The 14,191-nt window shown below is 70.5% G+C and carries 11 protein-coding genes, 1 other RNA gene and 1 pseudogene; all 13 read right to left on the bottom strand.

Features of this window, described 5'->3' with window-relative positions; translation table 11 throughout:
• Positions 1–1,059, bottom strand: a pseudogene (gene murG, locus ACIQ6S_RS07410) (undecaprenyldiphospho-muramoylpentapeptide beta-N-acetylglucosaminyltransferase); the annotation flags it as partial.
• Positions 1,056–2,387, bottom strand: coding sequence for a putative lipid II flippase FtsW (gene ftsW, locus ACIQ6S_RS07405; protein ID WP_397607799.1), 1,332 nt, complete (start codon positions 2,385–2,387; stop codon positions 1,056–1,058). The gene ftsW and the pseudogene murG, both read right to left, overlap by 4 nt.
• Positions 2,387–3,463 (bottom strand): phospho-N-acetylmuramoyl-pentapeptide-transferase, encoded by a 1,077-nt coding sequence (gene mraY / locus ACIQ6S_RS07400; protein WP_397572098.1) that lies wholly within the window; start codon positions 3,461–3,463, stop codon positions 2,387–2,389. The genes ftsW and mraY overlap by 1 nt, the downstream gene beginning before the upstream one ends.
• On the bottom strand, positions 3,453–4,817 hold the full coding sequence (murF, locus tag ACIQ6S_RS07395; RefSeq protein WP_397607798.1) for a UDP-N-acetylmuramoyl-tripeptide--D-alanyl-D-alanine ligase: 1,365 nt from the start codon (positions 4,815–4,817) through the stop codon (positions 3,453–3,455). Before murF ends, mraY begins: the two co-directional genes overlap by 11 nt.
• On the bottom strand, positions 4,814–6,295 hold the full coding sequence (locus ACIQ6S_RS07390; protein ID WP_397607797.1) for a UDP-N-acetylmuramoyl-L-alanyl-D-glutamate--2,6-diaminopimelate ligase: 1,482 nt from the start codon (positions 6,293–6,295) through the stop codon (positions 4,814–4,816). The genes murF and ACIQ6S_RS07390 overlap by 4 nt, the downstream gene beginning before the upstream one ends.
• The gene (locus ACIQ6S_RS07385; RefSeq protein WP_397607796.1) at positions 6,292–8,064 is read right to left on the bottom strand and encodes a peptidoglycan D,D-transpeptidase FtsI family protein; all 1,773 of its coding nucleotides are present in this window, start codon (positions 8,062–8,064) and stop codon (positions 6,292–6,294) included. Before ACIQ6S_RS07385 ends, ACIQ6S_RS07390 begins: the two co-directional genes overlap by 4 nt.
• Positions 8,061–8,324, bottom strand: a complete 264-nt coding sequence (ftsL, locus tag ACIQ6S_RS07380) for a cell division protein FtsL (RefSeq protein WP_297865879.1) — start codon at positions 8,322–8,324, stop codon at positions 8,061–8,063. The genes ACIQ6S_RS07385 and ftsL overlap by 4 nt, the downstream gene beginning before the upstream one ends.
• 2 nt (positions 8,325–8,326) lie before the next feature.
• Positions 8,327–9,283, bottom strand: a complete 957-nt coding sequence (gene rsmH, locus ACIQ6S_RS07375) for a 16S rRNA (cytosine(1402)-N(4))-methyltransferase RsmH (RefSeq protein ID WP_397607795.1) — start codon at positions 9,281–9,283, stop codon at positions 8,327–8,329.
• 5 nt (positions 9,284–9,288) lie between these two features.
• On the bottom strand, positions 9,289–9,735 hold the full coding sequence (gene mraZ / locus ACIQ6S_RS07370; protein ID WP_397607794.1) for a division/cell wall cluster transcriptional repressor MraZ: 447 nt from the start codon (positions 9,733–9,735) through the stop codon (positions 9,289–9,291).
• 186 nt (positions 9,736–9,921) lie between these two features.
• The gene (locus tag ACIQ6S_RS07365) at positions 9,922–12,042 is read right to left on the bottom strand and encodes an LpqB family beta-propeller domain-containing protein (protein WP_397607793.1); all 2,121 of its coding nucleotides are present in this window, start codon (positions 12,040–12,042) and stop codon (positions 9,922–9,924) included.
• Positions 12,043–12,143: 101 nt separating this feature from the next.
• Positions 12,144–12,863, bottom strand: a complete 720-nt coding sequence (locus ACIQ6S_RS07360; protein ID WP_397607792.1) for a 2OG-Fe(II) oxygenase — start codon at positions 12,861–12,863, stop codon at positions 12,144–12,146.
• A gap of 24 nt (positions 12,864–12,887) precedes the next feature.
• Positions 12,888–13,257: RNase P RNA component class A (gene rnpB / locus ACIQ6S_RS07355), an RNA gene on the bottom strand.
• A gap of 76 nt (positions 13,258–13,333) precedes the next feature.
• Complete coding sequence (rsmI, locus tag ACIQ6S_RS07350) at positions 13,334–14,173, bottom strand: 16S rRNA (cytidine(1402)-2'-O)-methyltransferase (protein WP_397607791.1); 840 nt, start codon at positions 14,171–14,173, stop codon at positions 13,334–13,336.
• Positions 14,174–14,191: the final 18 nt, after the last annotated feature.

Raw genomic sequence — 14,191 nt, 5'->3', positions numbered from 1 at the left:
GGCTTCCTCGTAGGCGATGTCGGCAACGCGCTCGGCCGCGCCCGGCAGGGCCAGTTCGCGCGCGGCGCGGGCCATGTCGAGCAGGCGGCGGCGGTCGCCGAGCAGGGGTTTCAGGAGGTCGGCGAGATCCGCCGCGAGCGTGTCGGTCTGGCGCAACCACAGCGCCGCGCCGCCTTCGGACAGGTACTCGGCGTTGCGCGCCTGGTGGTCGTCGACGGCACCGGGGAACGGCACCAGCACGCTGGCCACGCCGGCGGCGCAGAGTTCAGCCAGCGTCGAGGCCCCGGCGCGGCTGATCACGAGATCGGCCCAGCCGTAGGCGTCCGCCATGTCGGTGATGAAGGGCTCGATGCGCGCCTGCAGCTTCGACACGGCGTAGGCCGCGCGCGCTTCGTCGACCAGCTTCTCGCCGCACTGGTGGCGGATCTCGAGGTTCATCCAGCCCGCCAAGGCCTTCGGCACCGCGAGGTTCAGGCCGCGCGCGCCTTGGCTGCCGCCGAGCACCAGCACGCGAATCGGCCCGGTGCGGCCCTGCAAACGACGCACCGGATCGGGCAGCGCGGCGATGGCTTCGCGCACCGGGTTGCCCACTGCCTCGGCCGGCGGCGGGAAGGCGCCCGGGAAGCCGGTGAGCACCTTGCGGGCGAAACGGGCCAGCACGCGATTGGTCAGGCCCGGGGCGCGGTTCTGCTCGTGCACGATCAAGGGCAGGCCGAGCGTGCGGGCCGCCAGACCGCCGGGGCCGCTGGCGAAACCACCGAACGCCAGCACCGCCTGCGGCTGTTGCGACTTCAGCAGGGCGCGCGCCTGTAGCACCGCGCGAGTGACGTTCAGCGGTGCGGCGAGCGCGGCGAGCGGGCCCTTGCCGCGCAGCGCACCGATACGGATGGCGTCGATCGCGAAACCGCCCTGCGGCACGAGGCGCTCTTCCATGCCGCCTGCCGAACCCATCCAGCGCACGTCGGCGCCACGCTCACGCAACACGCGGGCCACGGCCAAGGCCGGGAAGATGTGGCCGCCGGTGCCACCGGCCATGACGGTGAAGCGCGGCGCGCTCATCGCGGCCCCCCGATCACGGGCTCGATGCGCGCGGTGCCGCGAGCGGCAGCCATCGGCGCGGGCTTCGCGCGCGCCGCCACGGCCTGCGCCGCGACCAGCGCGGCCGGCAGCACGGTGTCGCCGGGCTCGTCGATGCCGCGCAATTCGCCGCGCGCGCGCTGCACCTGCCGCTCCGAGCGATCGAGCTCGTAGCTGACACGCAGCAGCACGCCGAGCATCGCGCAGGTCATCATCACGCTCGAGCCGCCGGAGCTGATGAGCGGCAGCGTCAGGCCCTTCGTCGGCAGGAGGCCGAGGTTCACGCCGATCGAGACGGTCGCCTGGATGCCGATCGACAAGCCGATGCCGAACGCGACGAGGCCGGCGAACTGGCGGCGCAGCGCCATGCAGCGCAGGCCCACCGAAAATGCGCGCCACAGCAGCACGGCGTACAACGCCAGCACCGCGCAGACGCCGAGGAAGCCGAGCTCTTCCGCCAGCACCGAGAAGATGAAGTCGGTGTGCACCTCGGGGAAGGCCTGCAGCTTCTGCACCGACGCGCCGAGGCCGACGCCATCGAAGCCGCCGCGACCGATGGCGATGAGTGCTTGCACCAGCTGGTAGCCACCACCGAACGGATCCTCGAAGGGCTCGCGGAAGCTGGTGATGCGCGCCAGGCGGTAGGGCTCGAGCACGGCGATGCCGACGAACAGGACCACCACAGGCGCGCCCAGCAGCATCAGCTTGCCGAGCGGGGCACCGCCGAGGAAGATCATGCCGCCGACGATGGCGAGCAGCAGCGCCGACGAGCCGAAGTCCGGCTGCGCCAGCAGCAGCAACACCAGCAGGCCGACGATGCCGAGCGGCTTGATCAGGCTGGGCCAGTGCGCCGCGATCTCGTCCTTGCGGCGGGCCAGGTAGCTGGCGGTCCAGATGATCAGCAGCAGCTTCACGGCCTCGACGGCCTGGAAATTCAACACGACGAAGTTCAGCCAGCGGCGCGCGCCGTTCACGCGCACGCCGAAGCCGGGGATGAACACCAGCAGCAGCGCGGCGAAACAGGCCAGCAAGGCCAGGCCCTGGTAGCGCTCCACGGTCTTCAGCTCGAGGTTCATCGCCACCCAGGCCAGCATCCCGCCGAGGGCAAGGGCGAACAGATGGCGCTGCACGAAGTAGAACTCGCCCACCCCCATGACATCGGCGAGGCCGAGCGAGGCCGAGGTCACCATGACGATGCCGAACACGACCAGCGAAAGGACGGCGCCGAGCAGCCAGCGGTCGTAGCGGCCCTCGATGGCGTCGAGGCGCGTGGCCTGGGTCGGGACGTCGATGGGCTTGGCCAGCGTCATCAGCGCACCTTCAACGTCGCCAGCGCGACGAGGGCGAGCATCACCGAGATGATCCAGAAGCGCACGATCACGCGCGGCTCCGGCCAGCCCTTGAGCTCGAAGTGGTGGTGGATCGGCGCCATGCGGAAGATGCGCCTCCCGGTGAGCTTGAACGAGGCGACCTGCGCCATCACCGAGAGGGTCTCGATGACGAAGATGCCGCCGACGATCACCAGCACGATCTCCTGCCGGACGATGATGGCGATGCAGCCCAGCGTGGCGCCGAGGGCGAGCGCTCCGACGTCACCCATGAACACCATCGCCGGATAGGTGTTGAACCACAGGAAGCCGAGGCCCGCGCCGCCGATGGCCGCGCACAGGATGGCCAGCTCTCCGGCGCCGGGGATGCGCGGCATGCCGAGGTATTCGGCGAACACGGCGTTGCCCGAGGCGTAGGCGAACACGGCGAGCACGCCGGCCGTCAGCACCACCGGCATGATCGCCAGGCCGTCGAGGCCGTCGGTGAGGTTGACGGCATTCGAGAAGCCGACGATCCAGAAGTAGGCGACGACGATGAACATCAGCCCCAGCGGCAGCGCGAAGTTCTTCAGCAGCGGCAGGTAGAGCGTGGTGTTCGAGGGATGGTCGGCCGTCGCGAACAGCACCACCGCGGCGATCAGGCCGAACACCGACTGCAGCGCGTACTTGTGGCGCGACTTCAGGCCGTTCGGGTCGCGGCGGACGATCTTGATCCAGTCGTCCAGCCAGCCGATCAGCGCGAACGACAGCATCACCGCCAACGCAATCCACACGTAGCGGTTCGACAGATCCGACCACAGCAGGGTGGACAGCGTCACGGCCAGCAGGATCAGCGCACCGCCCATCGTCGGCGTGCCGGCCTTGCTGAAGTGGCTCTGCGGGCCGTCGGTGCGGATGGGCTGGCCGCCGCTCTTGAGCGCGCGCAGGCGTTCAATCACGAACGGCCCCATCCACAGCGACAGGGCCAGCGCGGTGCCTGCGCCGACGATCGCGCGCATGGTGATGAACTCGAACAGGCCGAACCCGGGGAACAGCCAACGGAGCAACTCAAGCAGCATTGGCGCCCTCCTTGGCCAGAACCCCGGCCACCACCACGTCCATCGCGCTTCCGCGCGAACCCTTCACCAGGCAACGCACGCCCGCGGCACCGGCGAGCGCCTCGCGCAGCGCCTGCACGAGCGACTCGCGCGAATCGAAATGCCGGCCGCCCTCGCCGAACGCGCGACTGGTCTCGGCGGCGAGCGCGCCGATCGTCCAGACCTGCTTCAGGCCGGCGGCGCGCGCCTGCCGCCCCGCTTCGGCATGCAGGGCCGGGCCGCCCGGGCCGAGCTCACGCATGTCGCCGAGCACGAGCCAGGCCTCGGCCGTTCCGGCCAGCGTGGCGATGGCCGCGGCGAGCGAGCCCGGGTTCGCGTTGTAGCTGTCGTCCACGAGCACGTTGCCGTTCGCCAGTGCGTGCGCGACCTGGCGGCCCTTGACCGGCTCGGCGCCCTGCAGGCCGGCGACGATCGCCTCGAAGCCGGCGCCGGCGGCCAGCGCCATCGCCGCGGCGGCCAAGGCGTTCGCCACGGCGTGGCGGCCCGGCAAGGGCAGGTGGATGTCGGCCCGGCCGGCCGGAGTGACGAGGACGAAGCGGCTGCCGGCGGCGTCGAGACGGACCTCGCGAGCCCGCACGTCGGCATCGTTTTCCATGCCATAGCGCAGCACGCGACGGTGGCCGATGCGCTGCATGAAGTAGGGCGCGAAGGCGTCGTCGGCGTTGACCACGGCGATGCCGTCATCCGGTAGCGCTTCGTAGATCGCGCCCTTGGCCTCGGCGATGCCGTGCAGGCTGCCGAGGCGCTCGATGTGCGCGGCGGCGATGTTGTTCACCAGCGCCACGTTCGGCGCGACGATGCTGCACAGGTAGGCGATGTCGCCCGGCTTGCCCGCGCCCATTTCGTAGACCGCGAACTGCGCGTCTTCCGGCGCACCGATCACGGCGAGCGGCAGTCCGATCTCGTTGTTGAGGTTGCCCGGGTTCACGTGGGCGCGGCCGGCCCGGGCGAGGATGCCGTGCAGCAGCGTCTTCACCGAGGTCTTGCCGTTGCTGCCGGTGAGCGCCAGCACCACGGCCGGGCGGCCCTGCTGCAGACCGGCGGCGAGTTCGCCCAGCGCCTCTTCGGTATCAGCCACGTGCACTTGCGGCAGTGCGGTCTCGACCGGGCGGCTCACCATCACCGCGGCAGCGCCGGCGGCTTCGGCCTGGGCGACGAAATCATGGGCGTCGAAACGCTCGCCGCGCAGCGCGACGAACAGCGCGCCCGGCGCGATGGCGCGGGTGTCCGTGGAGATGGCCGCGACGGTCGTGTCGTCGCCGATCAGCCGGCCTTCGGTCCAGCGTGCGACGTCGGAGAGCGCGATCGGCCTCATGCGCAGGCCTCCAGCGCGGCGCGGGCTTCGGCCACGTCGTCGAAGGCGTGCTTCACGCCGGCGATCTCCTGGTAGGGCTCGTGGCCCTTGCCGGCCAGCAGCACCACGTCGCCCGGGCCAGCGGCGCCGACCGCGGCGCGGATCGCCGCGCGACGGTCGCGCACCACCGTGTGGCGTGCCGGATCACGGAAGCCAACGAGGATGTCGGCGACGATGGCGTTGCCGTCCTCTCCCCGCGGATTGTCGTCGGTGACGGTGACGCGGTCGGCGTGGGCCTCGGCGATCGCCGCCATCTGCGGCCGCTTGCCGCGATCGCGCTCGCCGCCGCAGCCGAACACGCAGGCGAGCGCGCCGTGCACGTGGCCGCGCAGCGAGAGCAGCGCCTGCTGAAGCGCGTCCGGCGTGTGGGCGTAGTCGACGACCACCAGCGGCTTCGTGCCGCCGCCGAGCCGGGTCATGCGCCCGTGCACGGGCTCGAGCGTCGGCAGCACCGCCGCGACGGCGTCGAACGTGACGCCGAGGGCGCGCAGCGCGCCGGCCACCGCCAGCAGGTTGTCGGCGTTGAACCTCCCCAACAGCGGCGAGGTGATCGTGGCGCGCGCGCCGCCTTCGACGAGGTCGAAGCGAAGCCCATCGGCCGTCAGGGCAAGGCCCTCGGCCCGCAGGCTCGCCGCGGCATCGCCGTTCGCCGAGACCGTCCAGCGGATCGACCCCGGGATGCGCACGGCCAGCGCACGGCCGAAGGCATCGTCGATGTTGACCACCGCGCCCTGCAGCGTCGGCCAGGCGAACAGCTTGGCCTTGGCCTCGCCGTAGGCATCCATCGTGCCGTGATAGTCGAGGTGGTCGCGGGTGAGGTTCGAGAACACCGCCACCTCGAAGCGCACGCCATCGACGCGCCCCTGGTCCAGTGCGTGCGAACTCACTTCCATGGCCACGGCGCGCGCGCCGTCGTCGCGGAGCTGGGCCAGCAGGCCATGGACGCTGAGCACGTCGGGCGTGGTGCGCTCGCCTTCGACGAGGCGGCCGACGCGGCCGGCGCCCAGCGTGCCGATGGTGCCGGCGGGCGTGCCGAGGCGTTCGAGCGCCTGCGCGATGAGCTGAACGGTCGAGGTCTTGCCGTTGGTGCCGGTCACGCCGATCACGCGAATCGCGGCGGAGGGCTCGCCCGCCAGGCGGTCGGCCAGTCCGCCCAGCTCAGCGCGGAGGCCCGGCACGGCGATCGCATGGGCCGCGACGGCTTCATCCAGCATCAGGTCGGCCGGCGCCTCACCGTCATGGAGGATCGCGACGGCGCCCTTCGCCAGCACATCGGGCGCATGGCGCAAACCGTGCGTGCTCGCACCGGCAAGGGCGACGAAGACATCGCCAGACCGGGCGCGACGGCTGTCGGCCACGAGCCGCGACACCGGCAGGTCGAGCGCGGCCGGGACCCGGGCGAGCCCGGCAAGCAGTTCGGCAAGACGAGGCGCGGTCACGGCTGCACTCCCGCGGCCGGCGCATCGAGCGGCACCAGGCCGTCGGTGCCGATTTCCGTGGCGGCGGCTTCAGGGGCGGTCGCGAACCAGCCGCGCACGTTGTCCGGCGGAACGTCCATCAGGCGCAGCGCGCCGTCCATCACGCTGTGGAACACCGGAGCCGCCACGGCACCGCCGTAGTAGGCGCCGGCGCTCGGGTCATGGATCGCGACCACCATGGCGAAGCGCGGCTGCCGCACCGGCACGATCCCGGCGAACATCGAGACGTAGCGCTTCTCGTAGCCACCGGCCACCGAGCGCCGCGTGGTGCCGGACTTGCCCGCCACGCGGTAGCCGGCCACGGCGGCGGTCGTCGCGGTGCCGCCGGGCGCCACCACGGTTTCGAGCATACCGACGACGCTGCGCGCGATCTGCGGGTCGATCACCTGCCGGCCATTGCCCTGCGCGACGTTGCCGCCGCGCACGAAGGTCGGCGACAGCAGGCGGCCGCCTTTGCCGAGCGCGGCATAGCCCTGCGCCACCTGCAGCGGCGTCACCGAGAGGCCGTAGCCGTAGGAGATCGTGGCCTTCTCGACTTCACCCCAGCCGCCCGGCGCTTCGAGCCTGCCGCCCGCTTCGCCAGGGAACCCGCTGTTGGTGGTCTGGGCGAAGCCGAAGCGGTTGAGCACGTCGTAGAAGTGCTCGTTGCTCATCTCCAGCGCCAGCTTGGTGGAGGCGATGTTGGAGCTCTTCTGCAGCAGCCGCGCCATGTCGACCATGCCGAAATTGCGCACGTCGCGAATGGTGTGGTTGCGCAGCGGGAAGAAGCCGGGGTTGGTGTCGATCTGACGCGTCGGATCGGCGCCGTTTTCCATCGCCGCGGCAACGGTGAAGGCCTTGATGACCGAACCGGGCTCCACGAGGTCGGTGACCGCACGGTTTCGACGGGCCGCCTCTTGCCCAGGCGCGCGCGCGTTCGGGTTGTAGCTCGGCTGGTTGACCATGGCGATCACCTCGCCGGTCGGGATGTCGAGCACCACCACCGAGCCGCTCTGCGCGCCGTGCAAGGTGAGCGCCGCCTTCAATTCACGGTAGGCGAGGTACTGCACGCGGCGGTCGATCGACAGCACGAGGTCGCGGCCGGGCTCGGCGGGGCGCAACAGGTCGACGTCGTCGATGACCTGTCCTTGCCGGTTGCGGATCACCCGCTTGCTGCCCGGCTTGCCGGTGAGCCACGGGTCGAAGGCAAGCTCGAGGCCTTCCTGCCCGCGGTCGTCGATGTTGGTCGTGCCGAGCACGTGCGCCAGCACCTCGCCGTGCGGGTAGAAGCGGCGGAACTCGCGCTGCTCGTGCACGCCGGGGATGCCCAGCGCGACGACGGCCGCGGCGGCATCGGGATTCATGTGCCGGCGCAGGTAGACGAACTCGCGGTCGGCGCGCTCGCCGAGGCGGCGCGCGAGCTCGCGGCGCGGCAGGCCGAGGGCCTGCGCGAGGTCGCCGAGCCGTTCCGAATGCTGCAGCGTCTCCTTCGGGTTCGCCCACACCGAAGCCACCGGCGACGACGCGGCCAGCGTCTCGCCGCTGCGGTCGAGGATGCTGCCGCGCGAGGCCATGATCGGCACGTCGCGCACGAAGCGGGCGTCGCCCTGCTGCTGGTAGAACTCCGGGCTCAGCAGCTGCAGCCACGCGGCGCGCGCGGCGATGGCGAAGCCACAGGCGCCCAGCACGGCGGCGAGGAACAGCAGGCGGCCGCGCGGGTCGAAGGTGTTGGGCTTCACGCGCGGGCTCATGGCTGGACCACCACCACGTCGGCGCCTTCCGGGAACTTCATGCCGAGCTTCGACGTCGCGATCTGCTCGACGCGGTTGGTCTCTGACCAGGTGGCCTGCTCGATCTGCAGCCGGCCGAATTCGATGTTGAGTTCGTCGCGCTCGTTCTCGGCCTTCGAGAGCGCGATGAAGGCTTCGCGGTGCTGGTGGCGCGTGAGCACGACGGCGATCGCGCTGGTGGCGACCAAGCCGAGCAGCAGGAGCAGCACGAAGGCGCGCAGGCTCATGCCGCTGCCCCCGGGACCGCGAGCTTCTCCGCCACGCGCAGCACCGCGCTGCGGGCGCGCGGGTTCGCGGCGAGCTCGGCCTCGTCGGCCTTGATCGCGCCGGAGACGTCGCGCAGGCGCGGCGTGAACGCCACTTCGACCACGGCACGACGATTCGACGGCGGCGCCTTCGCCCGCTCGTTGATGAATTGCTTGGCGATGCGGTCTTCCAGCGAGTGGAAGCTGATGACCGCGAGGCGCCCGCCCACCTTCAAGGCCCGCTCCGCGGCCTCGAGCCCGGCGACGAGGTCGTCGAGCTCGGCATTCACGTGGATGCGGATGGCCTGGAAGCTGCGCGTGGCCGGGTGCGTCTTGCCGTCGCCGCGGCCGAGTAGCTTGGCGATGACGTCGGCGAGATCGCCGGTGCGCTCGAACACGCGCTCCGCGCGACGCGCGACGATGGCCTTGGCGATGCGCCGGCTCTGGCGCTCCTCGCCGTGCACCCACAGCACGCGGGCGATCTCGGCTTCATCGGCGGTGTTGACGAACTCGGCGGCGCTCATCCCCTGCGTCGGGTCCATGCGCATGTCGAGCGGGCCGTCGTTGCGGAAGCTGAAGCCGCGCGCGGCCTCGTCGAGCTGGGGCGAGGACACGCCGAGGTCGAACAGCACGCCATCGAGGCCACCGGCCGCCTCCGGCCATTCGCCGAGGGTGGCGAAGCTCGCCTGCCGCACGCGCACGCGCGCATCGTCGGCGGCCAGCGCATTGGCGACGCGGATCGCCTCCGGGTCCTTGTCCATCACCAGCAGGCGGCCTTCCGGACCGAGCTGCGCCAGCACGCCGCGCGCATGACCGCCGCGGCCGAAGGTGCCATCGAGGTAGGTGCCCGCCGGCTTGACGGCGAGGCCGTCCAGCACCGGCGCCCAGAGCACCGGCACGTGTTGCGAGGGCGGTGCGGCGGACGCGCTGGCCATCGGCACTAGAGCCGCAAGTCCTGCATCGCCGCACTGACGCCCGCCGACCCGATGGTCTGCCGCATCAGCGCGAGATGCGCCTGCTCGCTCCACAGCTCCAACCGCCCACCCATGCCCATCAGCACGGCCTTCTTCTCGAGGCCGGCGGTCATCCGCATCGAAGGCGGGAGCAGCACGCGGCCGGCGGAATCCGGCTCCAGCGGCGTGGCCGCACCGACCAGCATGCGCTGCAGCACGCGGTGCTCCGGGACGAAGGGCGACAGCGCGACGATCTGGTCGCGCACGGCCTGCCAGCCGGCTTCGGGGTAGAGGTAGAGCGAGCCCTGGTCGAAGGGGTTGTAGGTGAGCACGAGGCGGTTGCCGCATTCACGCGCGACGGCATCGCGAAAGGCGACCGGAATCGCCAGCCGCCCCTTGTCGTCGATTGTGATGGCCGTCTCGCCCTGGAACATGCCCGTCGGTGGATCCCCACCTTCTCCCACAAAAAACCAGAAATTCCCTCAGGCGCCCACGGTAGGCCCGCGTCAGGGGAGTGTCAATGACTTTTTGGAGGCAAATTCGCTTGGCGGATCAATCGCTTACGCCACACTTCAAGTGTTACTTGAAGTATTTATCCACAGCCGTTGTTTTACTTGGATTCACTCCTCGGCGGGCTGCCGGTAGCGCTCGAACCACGCCAGGATGTTGTCGATCTTGGCGATGAACTGGCTGGGCCGTCCCGTCAGGCCATGAGACGCCTCCGGCACCCGGACCATGGCGGTGGGCACCCCCCGCAGGCGCAGGGCCTGGAAGTACTGCTCGGTCTCGCCCATCGGGGTGCGGTAGTCGGCCTCGCCGGTCAGCAGCATCGTCGGCGTCTTCACGTTGCCCACCAGCGAGAGCGGCGAGCGCGCCCAGTAGTCCGCCTGCGACTCCCAGGGAAAGCCCTTGAACCAGTGGCGGTGGAAGTACGGCGTCATGTCCGCCGTCAGCACGAAGCTGGTCCAGTTGATCACCGGCTTGGCGACGACCGCCGCACGGAAGCGGTCGGTCTTGCCGACGATCCACGCGGTGAGCACGCCGCCGCCGGAGCCGCCTGTGACGAAGAGGTTCTTCTCGTCGATGAAGCCGCGGGCGATCACCGCGTCCACGCCCGACATCAGGTCGTCGTAGTCGAAGCCCGGATACGCGAGGTGGATGCTGTTGGCGAATTCCTCGCCGTAGCTCGTGCTGCCGCGCGGGTTGGCGTAGAGCACCACGTAACCTGCCGCGGCGAATCGCTGCACTTCCACGCTGAACACCGGGCCATAGGCCGTGTGCGGGCCGCCGTGGATCTCGAGCAGCAGCGGGTAGCGCTTCGACGGATCGAAGCCGGGCGGCGTCACCAGCCAGCCTTCGATCTCTTTGCCGTCATGCGACGAGGCCCAGGTGATGGTTTCGACCTTGCCGAGCGTCTTGTGCGCGAAGAGATCCTCGTTGATGGCAGTGAGCGTCCGCACGCGGCCGCGCGCGTCGCTGACGGCCACGTCGCCGGGCCGCGCGGTCGACGCATGCACGAAGGCGAAGCGGCCGTCGCGCGACACCGAGAAGCCACCGCCGGTGTACGGGCGGCCGACATCGCTGGCACCGAGCGGCGACGCGATCACCTCGAGCGAGCCGTCCATCGCGATGCGTCCCAGCTTGCGCACGCCGCGCTGGTCGAAGGCCACGTACAGGTGCCTGCCGTCCGCCGACCAGGTCGGCTGCTCGAAATCGAGATCGTGCTCGCCGGTGAGATCGCGCACGTTACCGCCGTCCGCATCCATCACGTAGAGCCGATGGTGCTGGTGACTGACGCGGCGATCGTCGAAGCCGAGATAGGCGATGCGCTTTCCGTCCGGCGACACCGCGGGGTTCGCGTCCGGGCCGTCGCGACGCGTCAGCGTGCGCAGCGCGCCACTGGCAACGTCGATGGCGTGGATCTCCGAATCCAGCGGCGCCTGCTCGCGGTCGGCGCGGCGATTCGCCGAGACATGGAGCGTGCGACCGTCGGACGAGAAGGCCAGCGGGCCGCCATGGTCGGCGTCGCCGGAGGTCAGGGCGCGCGGCGTGCCGCCTTCGGCCGGCACGATGAAGACATGCGTACTGCCGCTGCGCAGAACCCCTTCGCCATCCATGCGGAACACCGCGCGGTCGACGACCGTCACCGGATCGGCCCACTCCGCGCCCTCGGGCTTGGCCGGCGGCGCGGCCATCGTCGCCGGCTTGGACGCCACGAAAGCGATGAAGGCGAGCTGCGTGCCATCCGGCGACCACGTGAGGTCGCCCGGCGCTTCCACGAGGTCGGTGATGCGCGCGGTCTGCCCGCTGTCCATCCAGCGCACGAACACCTGCGGCTTGCCGTCGCTGCTCGAGATGAAGGCGAGGCGCGTGCCGTCCGGCGACCAGCGCGGCGAGCGGTGGATGTCGCCGTCGGAGCGCAGCGGGCGATGCGCGGAACGTCCGCCCTCGGCATCGACGATCCACAGGTTGGCGACCGGCCGGTCCTTCATCACGTCGTAGCGCGTGCGCACATAGACGATGCGGCGACCGTCCGGCGAGATCTGCGCGTCGCCGGCGGTCTCCATGGCGAAGAGATCCGCGCTTTCGAAGCGCACGCTGTTCGAGATCGTCGCAGGCGTCGCGTCCGCGCTGGCGACCGCCGGCGATGGCGGGGCCGCGTGCAGTGGCGCAACGAGTGCCAGCGTGAGGGCGAGCGCGAAGGCGCGCGGGAACGACGACGGCAACGGGCGAAGCGGCATGGGCGAGCGTCCTGACGGCGAGTGCGCCGGCAAGGGTGGCTGCCACGGCCGCGATTGGCAAACCGCAGTGCAGCGCGACGCTCTGGAGCGTCGCGGGGGCCTCAGTCGAGGTGCAGGCCCTTGTAGCGCGTGTTGTGCGGATCGCGGATCTCATCCGCGGGGCGCTCGGCCGTGTAGTAGTAGGCCGCGATCGACCGCCGGAACGTGCCTTCAGGGCAAGCCAAAGGCCGCGGATGGCCGTGGAACGTGTCGCTACGCGTGTTGAACACGACCGCGCGGTTCATCAGCGGCGCGATGCTGCGCACGCAGCGGCTGGCCGTCGTGTCCCACAGCTCGAGGTCGCTGCCCCAAGCCGTGTCCCAGCCGGGATTGAGGTAGATGAGCAAGTTGATGCGACGGTGCAGCTTGAGCTTCGGATGCCAGTTGAAGTCGGCATGGATGCCCAGCAGGTCGCCGGGACGGCTCAGGTGGATGCCGCCGCCGAGCATCGTCGGGTCGGGGATCAGCCCCTCGATGCCCGTCAGCACCTCGAGGAATTCGATGAAGGGCGCGGTGTTGAGCTCCTGCAGCGTGCGACGCACCAGCGGCGGCAACAACTGCTCCTTGGACGTCGCGATCTTCTTCTCGAAACCCTCGTAGCCGTAGTGGTCCCAACCCACCGGGTCTTCGGGGCGCGGGAATTCGTGGGCCAGCGCCTCGGCGGCCTCGAGGCGCAGCAAACCGTCGAACACCGCGTGGGGATAAGGATCGGCCGCGGCGTATTCCGCCGCGCGCGCCTTCGCGAGGGCCGCGAGGGCGGCCGGGTCGAACACGTAATCCACGCCTGCATCCATCGATGAAGAGGGTGACGGAGCCGGCCGATAAGCCGGGTTCTGTAAGCACCGTTGCCGGTGCCGGCAGCCATTCCTCTCGGCGACACCTCGCGATGCCGCTCCAGCAACCTACCCGGGTGCGGGCCGGGCCAACCCAATGCACCCCTATTTGGTCTTGCTCCGAGTGGGGTTTGCCGTGCCCTGCGGCGTTGGCCCCGCAGGCGGTGGGCTCTTACCCCACCGTTTCACCCTGACCACGCACCCTTGCGGGCCGTTCGGCGGTCTATTCTCTGTTGCACTTTCCGTCGGCTCGCGCCGCCCAGGCGTTACCTGGCACTCTGCCCTATGGAGCCCGGACTTTCCTCGGCGGGATTGCTCCCGACGCGACTGCCTGGCCGACTCCGTCAGGGCGCAGTGTACGCGTCAGACGCACCCCGAAACGGAATGGGCGCTGTCGCGCGTGGCGCGCAGGCCGCCGATCAGTCGGAATCGCCACCCACGTACAGCGCCTTGCGCGGTGCGCCGCTCAATTCGGCCGCCAACTTCGCGGCCTGCGAGGGCTTCAGGTGGATGGCGAGCTTCGCGTAAAGGCGCTTGCCCTCGGCCAGCTGCGCCGCCTCGCGGTCGACGCTGCCGCGCACCACCAGCACGAACTCGCCCTTGCGCTGGTTCGCATCACTGGCCACGGCCTGCTGGATCGCAGCGAGCGTGGGACCCAGCAGGGTCTCGAAGCGCTTGGTGAGTTCGCGGCCCAGCGTGGCTTCGCGCTCGGCGCCGAACACCGCGACGAGGTCGGCCAGCGACTCCTCGATGCGGTGCGAACTCTCGTAGAACACCAGCGTTCGCGTTTCCGACAGCAGCTCGCCCAAGCGCTCGCGGCGTGCACCGCCTTTCGCCGGCAGGAAGCCCTCGAAACAGAAGCGGTCGCTGGGAATACCGGCCACGCTCAGCGCGGCAATGGCCGCGCAGGCGCCAGGCACCGGCACCACGGGCAGGCCCGCCTCGCGCACCGCGCGCACCAGCCGGTAGCCCGGATCGCTGACCAACGGCGTACCGGCGTCCGACACCAGGGCCAGGCTGTCGCCGGCCTGCAGCCGGGCCACCAGCTTCGCGGCGATGTCGCCCTCGTTGTGGTCGTGCACGGCGATCAGCGGGGTACCGATGCCGAACTGGCCCAGCAGCACGCCCGTGTTGCGGGTGTCTTCCGCACCGATGGCAGTCACGCCGCCCAGCACCTCGCGAGCCCGGGGCGTGAGGTCGCCGAGGTTCCCGATGGGCGTCGCCACCACGTAAAGCGTTCCAGCGACGATTTCCGACATCGAGTCCTCCCGGTGAGC

Source organism: Silanimonas sp., assembly GCF_044377035.1.
GTDB lineage: Bacteria > Pseudomonadota > Gammaproteobacteria > Xanthomonadales > Xanthomonadaceae > Silanimonas.
This window is presented reverse-complemented; position numbering and strand designations above follow the sequence as displayed.

Excerpts from the sequence above, each read along its gene's own strand:
- rsmI (WP_397607791.1), bottom strand. The coding sequence starts at position 14,173 with ATGTCGGAAATCGTCGCTGGAACGCTTTACGTGGTGGCGACGCCCATC.
- rsmH (WP_397607795.1), bottom strand. The coding sequence starts at position 9,283 with ATGGCCAGCGCGTCCGCCGCACCGCCCTCGCAACACGTGCCGGTGCTC.
- ACIQ6S_RS07385 (WP_397607796.1), bottom strand. The coding sequence starts at position 8,064 with ATGAGCCCGCGCGTGAAGCCCAACACCTTCGACCCGCGCGGCCGCCTG.
- murF (WP_397607798.1), bottom strand. The coding sequence starts at position 4,817 with ATGAGGCCGATCGCGCTCTCCGACGTCGCACGCTGGACCGAAGGCCGG.
- mraY (WP_397572098.1), bottom strand. The coding sequence starts at position 3,463 with ATGCTGCTTGAGTTGCTCCGTTGGCTGTTCCCCGGGTTCGGCCTGTTC.
- ftsW (WP_397607799.1), bottom strand. The coding sequence starts at position 2,387 with ATGACGCTGGCCAAGCCCATCGACGTCCCGACCCAGGCCACGCGCCTC.
- ACIQ6S_RS07365 (WP_397607793.1), bottom strand. The coding sequence starts at position 12,042 with ATGCCGCTTCGCCCGTTGCCGTCGTCGTTCCCGCGCGCCTTCGCGCTC.
- mraZ (WP_397607794.1), bottom strand. The coding sequence starts at position 9,735 with ATGTTCCAGGGCGAGACGGCCATCACAATCGACGACAAGGGGCGGCTG.